Raw genomic sequence first — 15,030 nt, 5'->3', positions numbered from 1 at the left:
GAAAACCGCCGGTTTTTTATGGAAACGCGCCCAGGGTGCTCCGGCTTACGCGGAATCGTCCAACGCATCGACCGGCATGTCCGCTGAAACCTCGCGCGTTCCATCGAGCGTGTTGCGATAAGCGCGCGATTGCATGTCGGCGAGCCGGCTCAGTGTGCGCGACAGATCGTGCGCGCCTTGCAGGCCGCTGAGCGCCGTCTCGATTGGTTCATCGGACGCGATAAACAGCGCACGCTTGCGGTCGTAGAGAATATCGACCAGCCAGATCAGCCGTTGCAGCGTGTGAGATGTGCTCAACCACTCGTTGCGCACATTGTCGAGGATCAGACCGTGCCATTGCTCGGCGAGGTCCAGGTAGTCGAGATGCGAGCGGCTCGCCACGCACAGATTCTCGAAGTCCGCCCACAGTAAAGCCGCGCCCGCCGCGCGTGCGACAAGCGGTCGGCCCGCCGCGCTCACCGTGACGGGATCGAGCGTTTCGCTGCCTTCATAGCGCACGAAAATCCGCAGCAATGCCTCGCGGCTGGCGGCATCGAGCGGCGCGAAGAAATGCGGCACCTGCGCCTGTTCACCGCCGAAGCGGTAGTCGCGCGCGCCGTCGAAATGAATCACGCTAAAGCAGCGTTTGATCTGCTCGATGGTCGGCAGAAAACGCTCGTGAAACTCCGGGTCGGGCAGCAGACCTTCCGGCGCATAGTTCGAGGTGAGCACGATGCGGGTGCCGAGCCCGATCGCCGTATCGAGAAAGCGGCCCATCAGGAATGCATCGGCGATATCGTGTACGTGAAATTCGTCGAAGCACAGCAGCTCGATACCGTCGAGCCATTGGCGCGAGACCGAGCCGAGGCGGTCGTCGCCACTCGGTTCGCGGACGAGCCGCCGGTTCATCTCGCGCAAAAATTCGTGGAAGTGCAGACGCCGCTTGCGGCAGGTCGCCAACTCGAACACAGTATCGACCACCAGACTCTTGCCGCGCCCAGGCAACCCATGGCAATACACGCCCTGATGCGGCGCTGTCGCGGCGGAACGCGCGCGCGGGCCGTTCGCGCCGAGCAGTGTGACGAGCGCGGCGATCGCTTCGCGCTGGTTCGCGTCGGGCACAATGCCGCGCGTGGCGAAGGTGCGTGTGACCTGAGCGTCGTCAAGCATGGGCGGCTGTGCCAGTGCGGGGCGAAACGGTTTCGCAAGAGGCAGCGGCGAAAGCGGCAACAGTGTCGTAGGGCATAAAGAGAGGCGGGCGGAAATCGCGTCAGTTTAACAAGGCGCGTTGATCACGCAACCACGCACTCACGCACTCTGCCGGCTCAATACCCGCTGCAACTCGCCGGGGTCGACCGGCTTGGTGAAGTGATGGTCGAATCCCGCGGCGAGAGCAGTCTGCTTGTCCTGCTGCTGGCCCCAGCCGGTGACGGCGATCAGCACAATGCCCGCGTGCTGGTGATCCTGGCGAATCCGCCGCGCCACTTCATAGCCGTTCAGTTGCGGTAACCCGATGTCGAGAATCACCGCCTGCGGCGCGAACGCGCCGATCAGTTCGAGACCCGCGATACCGTCGCCGGCCGTGCGCACTTCGTGGCCTTCCAGTTCGAGCACCATCGCGAGGCTTTCGGCGGCGTCCGCGTTGTCGTCGACGATCACGACGCGCAGGCCGCCCGCATGCGGTGCTTCGGGCGGCGCGCTGTCGGACGGCAGCGCCGCGGTTGCCGTCACTGGCAGCCGGATCACGAATTCGCTGCCTTTGCCGGGACCGTCGCTAAAGGCCGCGACCGTGCCGCCGTGCAGTTCCGCGAGGCCGCGCACCAGCGCGAGGCCGATGCCGAGTCCGCCTTGCGAGCGGTCCAACGCCGGCGAGAGTTGCGAGAACATTTCGAACACGTTGTCCAGATGCTCGGCTGGAATGCCGATGCCGGAATCGCGCACGACGATCACGGCTTCGTCGCCTTCGCGTTCCGCCGTGAGCGAGATGGTCCCGCCGGGCGGTGTGTACTTGGCGGCGTTGTTCAGCAGATTCAGGATCATCTGCGACAGCCGCGTGGGATCGGCGATCAGATAGAGCGGCTCGCGTGGCAGCGTCACGCTCAGATGATGGGACGAGGCTTGCACGGTCGGCCGCGCCGCTTCCATGGCCGATTGCATCGCGCGTGCCAGTTCGAGACGCTGCTTGCGCAACTCGAGCTTGCCCTGAGTGATGCGCGAGACTTCCAGCAGATCGTCGACCAGATGCGTCATGTGCTGGAGTTGCCGGTCGAACACGTCGCGCGACCAGTTCAATTGCGGATCGGCGAACTCTTTCAGGCGCAGAATTTCAAGCACGTTGCGCATCGGCGCGAGCGGATTACGCAGTTCGTGTGCGAGCGTGGCGAGAAATTCGTCCTTACGGCGATCGGCATTCGAGAGTTCGCGGTTCAGCCGCGTGAGTTGCTGCTCCGCGTGCCGGCGCCCGGTGATGTCGCGATTGATGCTGACCGCGCCGTAGATATCGCCCCGCGCGTTGGCGAGCGGCTTGATGACGGTTTCGCACACGCCGCGCGAACCGTCGCGCCGCACGAACGGCAATTCGCCGCGCCATGTGCCTTCGGCGGCCAGTGCCGCGAGCGCTTCGCGGCGAATGCTCAGCGCCTGGGCCGGCGGCAGCAGGAGCGCGACCGGCTTGCCGAGAATCTCGCGCATGCGATAACCCAGCATGCGTTCGCCGCCCACGTTGAAGTCCGTGATATTGCCGCGCAGATCGGTGATCACGATCGCGTCGCTCAGGTGTTCGAAGATTGCCGCCTGGCGGAGCAGGACCGTCTGCGCTTCCTTGCGTTCGGTAATGTCGATGCCGAGGCCGTAGATTGTCAGCGGCTCGCCCTGGCGGTCGTAAGTGGCGCGCCCGCGGCCTTCCATCCAGCACCAGTCGCCGCTTGCGTGCAGAAAACGGAATTCGGCGACATAGTCGTCACCGGTTTCCACCGCGTGGTCCACTGCCTCGTTCAGCGCGATCAGATCGCCCGGATGAATCAGTTCGAAAAAGCCGCCGGGCATGTTGGCAAAGCGGCCTTCGGCATAGCCCGCGAGCGCTTCGAGTTCGCGGCTCCACCAGAGCTTGCCCGACTTCGGCTCGTGCGACCACGCGCCCATGCGCGCGCCGCGCATGGCGAGGCTCAGCACATCGCGGCTCTCCTGCAACTCGCGCTGCGCGAGCTGATGCGCGGCCACGGACGCCTCGGCATTGCGCCGCGCGAGCAGCAACTCCTGCTCGTACTTGTGACGGTCCGCGACGATCAGCACCGCCACTTCGAGGTAAGTCACCTCGCCATGACGGCGGCGCACCGCGTTGAGCAGCATCGGCACCGTGTGGCCGTCGCGATGCAGCATGTTCAGTTTGACCTCGGCCACCGAACCCTGCATTTGCAGAAGCGGCGCCCAATGCGTCTGATAGAACACCTTGCCGCCGGCGCTCAGCAGATCCTGGATTTGCCTCGCCCCCGCGAGCTCCGCGCTGTCATAGCCGAGCCAGCCGCAGAAGGTCGCGTTCACGCGCACAATACGGCCATTGGCATCGGTGACAAGCAGGCCGCAGGCGGCGTGCTCGAACAACGCGTCGGCCGAGGGCAGCGGGCGGTCCGTGCTGTGCATCGTGCTACAGGCTCATCGGCGCGAGGAAGGAATTCATCGCGGCCGCGCTCGCGCTCGGCGCGCTGAGGTGCGGACAATGGCCGACGTTCTCGATGAGATGCAGCGTGCTGCCGGGAATCGTGCGGTGCAGGTACTCGCCGACCACGCACGGCGCGATGATGTCGTCGCTACTTTGCAGAATCAGCGTGGGCGTGGTGGCGCGCGAGAGTATTGCGCGCTGGTCGGAGAGAAACGTGACGCGCGCGAATTGCCGGGCGATCTCGGGATCGGTGCGGCAGAAACTGTTGGTCAGTTCGACACTGAGTTCCGGCTGCTCCGGCGCGCCCATGATGGCCGGCGCCATTGCGCTCGACCAGCCGAGGTAATTGCTTTCGAGCGTACGCAGCAGATCTTCGATGTCTTCGCGCGAGAAGCCGCCGACGTAGTCGCCGTCGTTCACGTAACAGGGCGACGGGCCCACCATGATCAGCGCGGAGAAGAGTTGCGGCGCCTTGAGGCTCGCGATCAGGCCGATCATCGCGCTGACCGAGTGGCCGACGAACACCACCGGGCCGTCGGCAACTTCACGGATGATCTCGATCAGGTCGCTGGCGTAGCCGTACAGCGAGTCGTACTTGTCGATGTCGTAGGCGCTCAGATCCGACGAGCCGCTGCCGACATGATCGAACACCACGGTCCGGTATTCGTCCTGAAACGACGGTGCGAGGTAGCGCCACATGCTCTGATCGCAACCGAAACCGTGCGCCAGCACCATGGTTCGCTTGCCGTTGCCGGAAATCTGTATGTTGTTGCGCTGGGTGATGCTCATGGTGGGATCCTGAAGCCTGCCGGCTGGAAGAGGCGGTTATGCCAGGCGTGCGCCTCGGCCGGTATTCAGCGGAATGTTACCGCAGTCTTGCCCCACGGCCTCGTTGCCTGGCCGCAGCACGCCTCGCGGCGAGCACTCACCCGGTCTTGATGTCGGGCTGCGGCGCCTGAAGCGGCTCGATCCCGAAGCGTTCGTATTGCGAAATCACCTGCGCCCCGAGCAGCAGCAAGGTCGCGAGCCATTCAAGGCTGAACAGGATGACGATGGCCATGGTCAGCGATCCGTAGACCACGCTCACCTGCGAGAGGGTGGCGAAGTACCAGACCAGCACGTGCCGCGTAATCTCCCACAGCACGGCGGCAACCACGCCGCCGAACAGCGCATGCTTGAGCGAAGGGCGACCGACCGGCATCACCATATAGATCGAGGTCAGCACGAAGACCTCGCCCGCGAGGCCAAGCAGATACAGCACGACGCGCGAGAGTCCCTGCAACGAGACATGCAGGCCGAACAGATCGATGCCTTCGGCGCCGATCGCTTCGAGTCCGCTCGACACGAAGGTGACGATCAGGATGCCGACGCCGAGACACAGAATGTAGCAATACGGCAGCATCGCCGAGAGCAGGAAGTGCCGCCGCCGGACCACCACACGATGGACGAAAATCAACGACATCGCGTTCTCGAGCACGGTGAAGGCCAGCGAACTGAAGAAGATCATCGTCAGCAGCAAGACCCAGCCGATCACCGCGCGATGCGACAGAAAATTGGCCAACTCGCGCACCAAGGCGTTCGACTGGCCCGGCACCAGCCATTGCAACAGATGCGCGAGCGCCGCGAGCAACACATGCTGGGGCACGAAGCGCGACAGGGCGATCACGATCAGGATCATGAGCGGTACGATCGACAACAACGCGTAATACGCGACCGCGCCCGCGAGCAGCAAGCCCTGGTTGGCGCGAAATGCCTTCAGCGTTTGCAGCACGAATGCGCCGGGATGTTTCGCCACATATAGCGCGTGCTCATCGATGATGGTTTGCATGGGACCTCGCAACGCGCGTGGCTGACCTGCCGGAATGCGGGCTTTGCCGATGCGCGTACCTTGTTGCTCCTGCATACTCAAGCAAGAATGCAGCCACGCTGACATTGCCGCTTCTCTTCGGCGCTTCGGTTCAATAGCACACGCCGGGAATGCAGTTTGCTTGGCCGATGTTTCGAGCTTGCATCGACCTGCTGCAACGTGCCCGCTTTTCCACTGGAAACCCCATTGACTATAGCCTCTGACGAAGCAGACCTCGCGGACCTCGTGGTGGCACGGCCAGAGGGATTGTATTGTCCGCCTGGCGACTTCTATATCGACCCGTGGCGTCCCGTCGACCGGGCGGTGATCACGCACGCGCATTCCGACCACGCGCGTTTCGGGCATCGGCATTACCTCGCTTCGAAAGCCGGGGCGAACGTGCTGCTGTCGCGTTTGCCCGGCATATCGCTGCAAACCCTGGGGTATGGCGAGCGCCTCGATCTTAACGGCACGACGGTGTCGCTCCATCCCGCAGGGCATGTACTCGGCTCGGCGCAAGTGCGGATCGAACATCGTGGCCGCGTGTGGGTAGCGTCAGGCGACTACAAACTCGACCCCGACCCGACCTGCGATGCCTTCGAACCGGTGCGCTGCGACACCTTCATTACCGAGTCGACCTTCGGTCTGCCGATCTACCGGTGGGACGCGCCGCAAGCCGTATTCGACGGCGTCGATTCGTGGTGGCGTCATAACGCTGCCGAAGGACGCGCGTCCGTGCTGTTCTGCTATTCGTTCGGCAAGGCGCAGCGCGTGCTCGCCAGTGTCGATGCCGGCATTGGGCCGATTTTCTGTCACGGCGCCGTGGAGCCGCTCAATCGCGCGTATCGGGACGCCGGCGTGCATTTGCCGCCTGTGCGGCCTGTCAGCGAGATACCGGTCAAGGACAAGGCGGCGTTCCGTCAGGCACTGATCGTGGCGCCGCCGTCCGCGCAAGGCAGCGCATGGCTCAAGCGCTTCGGCGACTATAGCGATGCATTTGCATCCGGCTGGATGCGTCTGCGTGGCGCGCGCCGCAGGCGCGGTGTCGACCGCGGCTTCGTGCTGTCGGATCATGCCGATTGGCCGAGCCTGCAAACAGCCATTCAGACGACGGGCGCCGAACGCGTGATCGTCACGCATGGCTCGGTCGAGCCGATGGTGCGCTGGTTGCGCGAGCAAGGCCTCGAGGCCGGTGCGTTTGAAACGCAATATGGCGACGATACGGTCGAAGCGGATGCCGCGGGTGCGGATGAAACCGCGGCGGCGCGTAGCGTGCCGCTCGAGTTCGATCAGACAGCAGTAGAGCAGACTGTGCCGGCTGATGACCAGGGCCACACGGCCAACCCGTCGAGCCGCGCATGAAACGCTTCGCCGCTCTCTACACCGCGCTCGACGCGACCACGTCCACGCACGACAAACTCGAAGCGCTCACCAGCTACTTCGCCGTGGCCGAACCGGAAGATGCGGCGTGGGCGTCGTATTTTCTTGCCGGTGGCAAACCGCGCCAATCGGTGCCGACGCGTCTGCTTACCGAGATCGCCCGCGAACGCGCGGGTTTGCCGGCGTGGTTGTTCGAAGAGTCCTATCACGCAGTGGGCGATCTGGCCGAAACCATCGCCCATATCCTGCCGCCCGCGCAACGCAGTTCCGAACTGGGCCTCACACAATGGATCGAGCAACGTGTGCTGACCTTGCGCGGTGTGGCGCCGGAAGAGTTGCGCACGCGTTTGATCAGCTACTGGGACGAACTCGATTGGGGCGGCCGGTTTCTGCTGACCAAACTGATCGGCGGCGGGTTTCGGGTGGGCGTTGCGCGGCAACTGGTGGTGAGGGCGCTAGCGGAAGTCGCGGGCGTCGATCATAAGCGGATCGCGCAACGCATGGTCGGTTGGACCGACTCGCAACAGAAGCCCGATGCCGCGCGCTATCTGCGTTTGATCGCGCCCGAAGCGACTGGCGACGAGATGCAGCCTGGCGAGCACCAGCAGGAGAGCGACCTCGGCCTGCCGTATCCGTTCTTTCTCGCGCATCCATTGCAAGCCGATCCGGCAACGCTCGGCGATCCCTCGCAATGGCAGATCGAGTGGAAGTGGGACGGCATTCGCGCGCAACTCGTCAAACGCGGTGGACGTGTCTGGTTATGGTCACGCGGCGAGGATCTGATCACGGATCGCTTCCCCGAAGTGGCGGCGTTGGGCGATGCCTTGCCGGACGGTTTCGTGGTCGACGGCGAGATTCTCGCGTGGGAACCCGGCGCCATCGCGCCATTACCGTTTGCGCGGTTGCAACCGCGCATCGCCCGCAAAACGCTGACAAAAAAAATCCTCGCCGATTCGCCGGCGACGCTGCTGGCGTACGATTTGCTCGAAGCGAACGGCCGGGACCTGCGCATGACGCCGCTCGTCGAGCGGCGCGCGCAACTGGAGGCGTTGGCTGTTTCAATCGAAGGCACACTCGCGCACGATCTGCTGCGCGTGTCGCCGCTGGTTCGTGCAGCGGACTGGCAGGCGCTTGCCGCATTGCGCGACGAGAGCCGTTCGCGTGGCGTGGAAGGGCTCATGGTCAAGCAGCGCGAATCGATGTACGGCGTGGGCCGCACCAAAGCCTCCGGTACATGGTGGAAATGGAAGATCGATCCGTATGCAGTCGATGCCGTGCTGCTCTATGCGCAACGCGGCCACGGCCGTCGCGCGAGTCTCTACACGGATTTCACTTTCGCGGTATGGGACGAAGCGAACGGCGTGCGCACGTTGGTGCCCTTCGCGAAGGCTTATTCCGGTCTAACCGACGAAGAAATGCGTCAGGTCGACGCGATCGTGCGCAAGACCACGATCGAAAAGTTCGGCCCCGTGCGCAGCGTCACCCCCACGCTCGTTTTTGAAATCGGCTTCGAAGGCATTCAGGCGAGTCCGCGTCATAAGTCCGGCGTGGCAGTGCGCTTTCCACGCATGTTGCGTTGGCGTACTGATAAGCACATCGACGACGCCGATACGCTCGCCATGCTGAAGGGCTTCATCGACGACCGTGCGGGATAACCCGCTGAGTACAAATCCCTAAAACGGTGCTGGGCTTTTAGTCAGCGGCATTTTATTGCCTGAGCTAAGGTGATGAGGTAAGGGCGTACGCTGCGAACGCGACGCAACCGGAAAACCATCGTGTGGCGAACGATGCGTTTTGTCCGCGTGTCAGGAGCGAATCTTGCGCGCAGGTTTCGAAGTGCCCGCGAGTGGCACAAGGGAAAAAGCCAAGGAGAGAATGGTGACGTTCGACGACCGGATGGACGATAACGAAGACGTCGTAGTGTGGCGGCCTATCCAGTACGCGATGGCATCGCACCGGCGCGTCCTCGTGGTGGACGATTACCGGGAAGCGGCAGATGCATTGCAGATGTTGCTAGCGGCGGACGGCTTCGAGTGCCGGGCGCTCGAGGATCCGTTCGCCGTCTGCGAGATGGCCTGCGACTGGCAACCCTTTGCAGTGGTGCTGGACATCAGGATGCCGGGCCTGGATGGTCTCGAACTGGCTCGGCGTCTGCGCGCTAATCCTTCGACTTCGCATATGTTGCTGGTGGCCTGTACCGCTTCTGCCTCACGTGACGACCGCGCGCGCGCCAAAGCCGCAGGTTTCGATGCGCATTGCGCGAAACCGTTGACGCCTGAGCGCCTGCTGCGGGTGCTCGAATCGGCGGCGGCGCTGCACGCGGCGGGCCCCTCGTAGAGGGCCCATGGTTTGACACCGGTCTGCATGATCGAGACCTTGCAGACCGGTCATCGAAATCAAAACCCTCTCTCAATCCGGCGCGTACTTGAATTCAGGTAGCGCCTCGAGCGATTTCTTGGTGGCTTCTGGCAATACGACCCGGCGGTTGTTAATCTGTAAGTCGTTAAACGGCACGGCGACCAGATGTTTGCCCATGCCCAGGAATCCGCCTACCGACAGAATGGCGTAGGTGCTGCGATCGCCGCTCGGCGAGACGATCAGATCGTCCAGCGTGCCGATCGTGTCCTTCGTCTTGTTGTAAACATCAGCACCACTCAGCTTCGACGCGCGGTAGCCGCTGGCGAGTTGCACCACGTCCGTACGTCTTTCGGTGATGGCCTGAGGCGCGCCCTGAGCGTACGCGTTGCCGTACGACGCCAGCGTGGCGAGAAGCAGGGCGGTGGCGGCCAGCGGTTTGATCTGTATTCGTTGCATGATGATTTCTCCCTGATGGCATATGCGGCGCTTCTCATGCCGCCGCTTCACTGAATCAGCTTTCACCCTGCTGCTGCAAGAGTTGTGCCGCGCCGCGCACGCAGCCACGTCAAACCTTTCAGGTCTGGAATTTGCTAGATCAGCGGGCTGCTGTTCGAAGCTCCGATCGCGCATTCATGTCGCCGGAGACGCCTGCATCGACTGAATCACGCTTGCACTAAATACGCGCGCCCGCGCCTCTAGCTTCCACAGGAACCCCTATGTCATCCCAGACCAATTACTCGACGCGCATCTCGGAAGGCACGCCTTTTCCGCTTGGCGCGACATGGAACGGAAGCGGTGTCAACTTCGCGCTGTTCTCCGCGCACGCCACCAAGGTCGAACTATGTCTGTTTGATGAAACCGGCGAAAACGAAATCGAACGCATCGAACTGCCGGAATACACCGACGAGGTGTGGCACGTGTTCGTGCCGAACCTCAAACCGGGAGCGGTTTACGGCTATCGCGTGCACGGCCCTTATGAACCGGAGAAGGGCCATCGTTTCAATCCGAACAAGCTGTTGCTCGACCCCTATGCAAAGGCGCATATCGGCGAACTCAAATGGGCGCCGGAAATCTTCGGCTATACGCTGGATTCCGAACAGGGCGACCTGTCTTTCGACGAGCGCGACAGCGCGCCTTTCGTGCCCAAGTGCAAGGTGGTCGACGCCAACTTTTCGTGGAGTCATCCTGAACGGAACGCGTTGCCGTGGGAGCGCGTAATTTTTTACGAAGCCCATGTGCGGGGATTTACCAAACGGCATCCAGAAGTACCGGAAAATCTGCGTGGGACATTCGCCGGACTCGGGCAGCAGGTCGTGCTCGATTACATCAGGAACCTCGGTGTGACGTCGGTCGAACTGATGCCGGTGCAGACCTTTGTTAACGACAGTTATCTACTGGAGAAGGGCCTCACCAACTACTGGGGTTACAACACAATAGGTTTCTTCGCGGCCGACCCACGTTTCTTCGCGTCGTCGATTGATTCGGTGGGCGAGTTCAAGGAGATGGTGGACCGCTTTCACAACAACAATCTCGAAGTCATTCTCGACGTGGTCTACAACCACACCGCGGAAGGCAACGAGCGTGGCCCGACGATCTCGTTCAAGGGCATCGACAACGCATCGTACTACCGCCTGATGCCCGACGAGCCGCGCTATTACATCAACGATACCGGGACCGGCAACACGCTGAATCTGTCGCACCCGCGCGTGCTGCAGATGGTGACCGACAGCCTGCGCTACTGGGTGACGGAAATGAAGGTGGACGGTTTCCGTTTCGATCTCGCCACGATTCTTGGCCGTGAACAGCACGGCTTCGACGAAGGCGGCGGCTTCCTCGACAGCTGCCGGCAGGACCCGGTGCTCTCGAGCGTGCGGCTGATTGCCGAGCCGTGGGACTGCGGCCCAGGCGGCTATCAGGTCGGCGGCTTTCCGCCCGGCTGGGCCGAATGGAACGACCGTTTTCGCGACACGGTGCGCGAATACTGGAAGGGTGACGAAGGCAAGGTGCCCGATCTCGCCACGCGTCTCACCGGTTCGGGCGACAGGTTCAATCATCGCGGCCGCCGCCCGTGGGCCAGCGTGAACTTCATTGCCGCGCACGACGGCTTCACGCTGAACGATCTGGTCTCGTACAACGACAAACACAACGAAGCCAACGGCGAGGACAACAAGGACGGCCACTCCGACAACAAGTCCTGGAACATGGGCGTGGAAGGTCCGACCGACGACCCGGACATTCGTCAACAGCGCGAGCGCCAGAAACGCAATCTGCTGGCCACGTTGCTGCTTTCGCAAGGCACGCCGATGATACTCGCGGGCGATGAATTCGGCCGTACGCAGCAGGGCAACAACAACGCCTATTGTCAGGACAACGAGATCAGTTGGGTGAATTGGGACGCCATCGACGACGACGGCCGCGCGCTCATCGAGTTTGTCAAGAATCTGACCACGTTGCGCCACCGTCTGCCGGTTTTGCGGCGCGGCCGCTTTATCATCGGTGAATATAACGAGGCGCTGGACGTGACCGACGCGCGTTGGCTCTCGCCCGACGGCACGGATCTCTCGCAGGAACAATGGGACGATCCGTCGATGCGCTGCTTCGGCCTCGTGATCGACGGCCGCGCGCAGGCGAGCGGCATTCGCCGTCCGGCTTCGGACGCGACCTTGCTGCTGGTGCTGAACGCCCACCACGATGTCGTCAACTTTACGCTGCCCGACATTCCCGACGGCGATCAGTGGACCTGCCTGCTCGATACCAACATGCCGGTGCGTTCCGAATTGCCGCTGTTCAGCACCGGCGACGCGTATCAGGTGACGGGACGCTCACTCCTGCTGTTCGCGCTCGACGCACCGAACCGCGCGACGCAGCGTGTATTCGACCGCCTCGAAGAGCAGCTCACCACTGACGAAAGCGAACCCGCCGCCGGAGCTTGACGCACTAAGGCCTGAAATGCTGTCGAGCTCGCGCCGCCGGGTATAGCGCTTGCTCGATTGCAAGGGACTGCGCGCATGCCGCTGCTGAGCGGCGGGTTGCGTGCAGCGCAGCCGATATCGGCCCACGTCAGGTCAACCGAGGTGATCAAATGGAACAGGAACAAACCTCTCAAGAGGAACAGATTCGCACACGCGCTTATTACCTGTGGGAGCAGGCTGAAGAACCGAAAGGCACGCCTGACGAGTATTGGGACCAGGCACGCGCCGACATCGAGAAGGAAGCACCGCCGGTGGAAAGTGGGCCGGTCTCTGGCGAGCCTTCGAAGTAAATGAGCTATCGCGACGGGACAAAGATTGAACGCATAAGCGAGGCGCGACATGGCGTCGGCACGTCGGCAGCATCGACGTGCGCAACGCGCCTCGTCGGTCTCGCCTGAAGGAATGCGAACTGAGCAGAACCGGACAGACTGGCGCACATGAAGGACATCCCTGAACCGCGCGGCGTGAGGCCGGCCATTCACATTCGCGCGCCCGCCACGGCCTTTGGCCTCGACAGCCTGATCTCACTCGCGGTGGGCATCACCGTGGTCGCCTGCCTGTATTTCGCGAGTGCCGTGCTAATTCCGATCACGCTTGCGATTCTGCTCAGCTTTCTGGTCGCGCCGCTCGCCAACGCGTTGATGCGTTTGCGGCTCGGACATGTGGCGTCCGTGTTCGCCGCCGTGGTGATCTCGGTGTCGGTGATCGGCCTGCTCGGTGCGGTGATCGCCACGCAACTGACCGATCTGGCGGCCGGCCTGCCACGTTACCAAGCGACCATCGAGCAGAAGATGGAAACGGTGCACAGCCTGACCATCGGCAAACTGAACGGGTTTGCAAGCGCCGCCGGCCAGGCGCTGCAACGCGCGACGGTCGAGCCGCCGCAGATCGCGCCGCGGCTTGGCCCGGTGTCGCGCGGCACTGCGCATTCGACATCCGGCGAACCCGCCGCCGTGCCGGTCGAAGTGCGTGAGCCGGTGCCGACGCCGTTTGAACTCGCGAGACGCGTGTTGTCGCCGGCAATCAGTCCGCTCGAAACGGCCTTTATCGTTTTTGTGGTGATGGTGCTGATCCTGCTGCAACGCGACGATTTGCGCGACCGCGCAATCCGTCTGTTCGGCTCGCGCGACCTGCACCGCACGACCACAGTAATGGACGAAGCCGCGCGGCGTTTGAGCCGCTACTTCGTTTCGCAACTCGGCCTGAATGCGGGCGTCGGCGTGATCATCGGCACGGGGCTGTTCATGATCGGTGTGCCGAGTCCGATTCTGTGGGGCATTCTCGCGGCGCTGCTGCGGCTCGTGCCGTACGTCGGCATCTGGATTTCGGCGACGCTGGCCACCGCGCTCGCCGCCGCCGTGAGTCCAGGCTGGACGATGGCGATCTGGTCGATGGCGCTGTTCGTCAGCGTGGAAGTGCTGGTGGGTCAAATCGTCGAGCCGCTGCTGTATGGACGCAGCACCGGCCTTTCGCCGTTTTCGGTCGTGGTGGCCGCGATTTTCTGGAGCTGGATCTGGGGGCCGATAGGCTTGATTCTGTCGACGCCGTTGACGCTTTGCCTGCTGGTGCTCGGCCGGCATGTGCGGCGCCTGGAATTTCTCGACGTGCTGTTAGGCGACCAGCCGGCGTTGACGCCGGTCGAAAACTTTTATCAGCGTGCGCTGGCCGGCGACCCGGACGAAGCGATCGAACAAGCGGAACTGCTGCTGCGCGAGCGCTCCCTGTCGGCGTACTACGACGAGGTCGCGATCAAGGGCCTGCAACTCGCGGCCAACGATGTCATGCGCGGCAGCGTCACGGCGACGCAGCTTGCACGCATCGAGGCGACGACGAATGACCTCGTGGACGGCCTCGACGGTTATGACGACAACGAGCCGGCAACCTCCGCCGCGGGCGAAACCTGGAACGCGATGGGGCCGCTGGCGCCTTCAGCTTCCGGCGCCTCCAATGATGCACAAGCTGAAGCAGCGAATCCACGGCCCGTTACGCCAGGCAATTCGGGCGAGGTAGGCGCGACGACCCCGTCTTCGCTCGCCGCGAGCAGCCGCGTGCTGTGCATTCCCGGACGCGGCCCGCTCGACGCATTGGCGACAACGATCCTGCTGCAGTTGCTGGGCAAGCATGGGTTCACCTCGCGTGCGTTGCCGCATGAGGCCGCATCGCGCGCGTCGATCGATCAGCTCGACGCGGACGATGTCGGCATCGTCTGCATTCTCTACTTGCAGATCGACGGCATTCCGTCGCACTTGCGCTATCTGGTCAGGCGCATTCGCGCACGCTTGCCGAACGTGTCGATCGTGGTCGGATTGTGGACGGCGGAAGATACGGAGAAGTGGAGCGCGGACCTGCAAAGCGCAATCGGAGCGGAGTGTTATGCAAGCTCGCTGCAGGAAATTCTCACGGCTTGCAGGCGTGTCGAGACGGCGAGAAGCCGGATCGAGGAAGAACTATCCGTCGCGGTCAATGGTTGACTTGCCACGATGCCATTGACGGTGGTTCTGTTTGCGCGGCAATGCTATTGCAGGGCGTCTGAACGGTGCGATACCTCATTAGAAAACCCGCCCGCCGGCACTCCGGCTGGGCGGTTCATCTCCGCTTGGCGCGGCTTGGCGCGGCTTGGCGCGGCCTAGTGTGCAGCCGGCTTCTTTGCGTCCGATTTGTCTTTCGTAGCGGCGTCCTTGTCGGGAACGATCTTCGTCGTGCCGCCGGTGGAAGGCGGATCGCTCGCGGGGAAGCTGTCTTCGACCTGCTTGTCAATCTGCTTCTCGCTCTTGTTCGAGTGCGGGTGCTTTTCCTTGTGTTCTGTCATCGCGTTTCTCCTTCAGGTTACCGGTTAT

Annotated in this window: 12 protein-coding genes; 6 read left to right on the top strand and 6 right to left on the bottom strand. The window is 62.9% G+C overall.

The window, feature by feature from the left end; translation table 11 throughout:
* Nucleotides 1-45 precede the first annotated feature (45 nt).
* The 4 genes from zapE to B0G82_RS35140 form a co-directional block, all read right to left on the bottom strand.
* Nucleotides 46-1,149 (bottom strand): cell division protein ZapE, encoded by a 1,104-nt coding sequence (gene zapE / locus B0G82_RS35155; RefSeq protein WP_121310588.1) that lies wholly within the window; start codon nucleotides 1,147-1,149, stop codon nucleotides 46-48.
* Between the two features lie 138 nt (nucleotides 1,150-1,287).
* Nucleotides 1,288-3,618, bottom strand: coding sequence for a PAS domain S-box protein (locus B0G82_RS35150; RefSeq protein WP_121310586.1), 2,331 nt, complete (start codon nucleotides 3,616-3,618; stop codon nucleotides 1,288-1,290).
* A 4-nt stretch (nucleotides 3,619-3,622) separates the two neighbouring features.
* The gene (locus B0G82_RS35145; protein ID WP_121310585.1) at nucleotides 3,623-4,426 is read right to left on the bottom strand and encodes an alpha/beta hydrolase; all 804 of its coding nucleotides are present in this window, start codon (nucleotides 4,424-4,426) and stop codon (nucleotides 3,623-3,625) included.
* A gap of 136 nt (nucleotides 4,427-4,562) precedes the next feature.
* Nucleotides 4,563-5,465, bottom strand: coding sequence for a YihY/virulence factor BrkB family protein (locus B0G82_RS35140; protein WP_121311051.1), 903 nt, complete (start codon nucleotides 5,463-5,465; stop codon nucleotides 4,563-4,565).
* A 225-nt stretch (nucleotides 5,466-5,690) separates the two neighbouring features.
* On the opposite strand from B0G82_RS35140, the gene B0G82_RS35135 reads away from it, so the two are divergent.
* From B0G82_RS35135 to B0G82_RS35125, 3 genes are all read left to right on the top strand, one after another.
* Nucleotides 5,691-6,845, top strand: coding sequence for a ligase-associated DNA damage response exonuclease (locus tag B0G82_RS35135; RefSeq protein WP_121310584.1), 1,155 nt, complete (start codon nucleotides 5,691-5,693; stop codon nucleotides 6,843-6,845).
* On the top strand, nucleotides 6,842-8,518 hold the full coding sequence (locus B0G82_RS35130) for an ATP-dependent DNA ligase (RefSeq protein WP_121310583.1): 1,677 nt from the start codon (nucleotides 6,842-6,844) through the stop codon (nucleotides 8,516-8,518). The genes B0G82_RS35135 and B0G82_RS35130 overlap by 4 nt, the downstream gene beginning before the upstream one ends.
* A 220-nt stretch (nucleotides 8,519-8,738) precedes the next feature.
* Entirely contained in the window at nucleotides 8,739-9,200 is a 462-nt protein-coding gene (locus tag B0G82_RS35125) for a response regulator (protein WP_121310582.1), read from the top strand.
* 72 nt (nucleotides 9,201-9,272) lie between these two features.
* Here B0G82_RS35125 and B0G82_RS35120 read toward each other — a convergent pair whose 3' ends face one another.
* Entirely contained in the window at nucleotides 9,273-9,677 is a 405-nt protein-coding gene (locus tag B0G82_RS35120) for a PRC-barrel domain-containing protein (protein WP_181196487.1), read from the bottom strand.
* Between the two features lie 260 nt (nucleotides 9,678-9,937).
* Between B0G82_RS35120 and glgX the strand changes: the two genes are divergently transcribed.
* The 3 genes from glgX to B0G82_RS35105 all read left to right on the top strand — a co-directional run bounded on the left by glgX (nucleotide 9,938) and on the right by B0G82_RS35105 (nucleotide 14,664).
* Nucleotides 9,938-12,154, top strand: a complete 2,217-nt coding sequence (glgX, locus tag B0G82_RS35115) for a glycogen debranching protein GlgX (protein WP_121310581.1) — start codon at nucleotides 9,938-9,940, stop codon at nucleotides 12,152-12,154.
* Between the two features lie 149 nt (nucleotides 12,155-12,303).
* Nucleotides 12,304-12,483 (top strand): DUF2934 domain-containing protein, encoded by a 180-nt coding sequence (locus tag B0G82_RS35110; protein ID WP_121310580.1) that lies wholly within the window; start codon nucleotides 12,304-12,306, stop codon nucleotides 12,481-12,483.
* 147 nt (nucleotides 12,484-12,630) lie between these two features.
* The gene (locus B0G82_RS35105) at nucleotides 12,631-14,664 is read left to right on the top strand and encodes an AI-2E family transporter (RefSeq protein ID WP_121310579.1); all 2,034 of its coding nucleotides are present in this window, start codon (nucleotides 12,631-12,633) and stop codon (nucleotides 14,662-14,664) included.
* 155 nt (nucleotides 14,665-14,819) lie between these two features.
* Here the strand turns inward: B0G82_RS35105 and B0G82_RS35100 are convergent, their stop codons facing one another.
* Nucleotides 14,820-15,002, bottom strand: a complete 183-nt coding sequence (locus B0G82_RS35100; RefSeq protein WP_116144943.1) for a hypothetical protein — start codon at nucleotides 15,000-15,002, stop codon at nucleotides 14,820-14,822.
* Nucleotides 15,003-15,030 lie beyond the last annotated feature (28 nt).

This window comes from Paraburkholderia sp. BL17N1, from assembly GCF_003634175.1.
In the GTDB taxonomy this organism is placed as follows: domain Bacteria; phylum Pseudomonadota; class Gammaproteobacteria; order Burkholderiales; family Burkholderiaceae; genus Paraburkholderia.
This window is presented reverse-complemented; position numbering and strand designations above follow the sequence as displayed.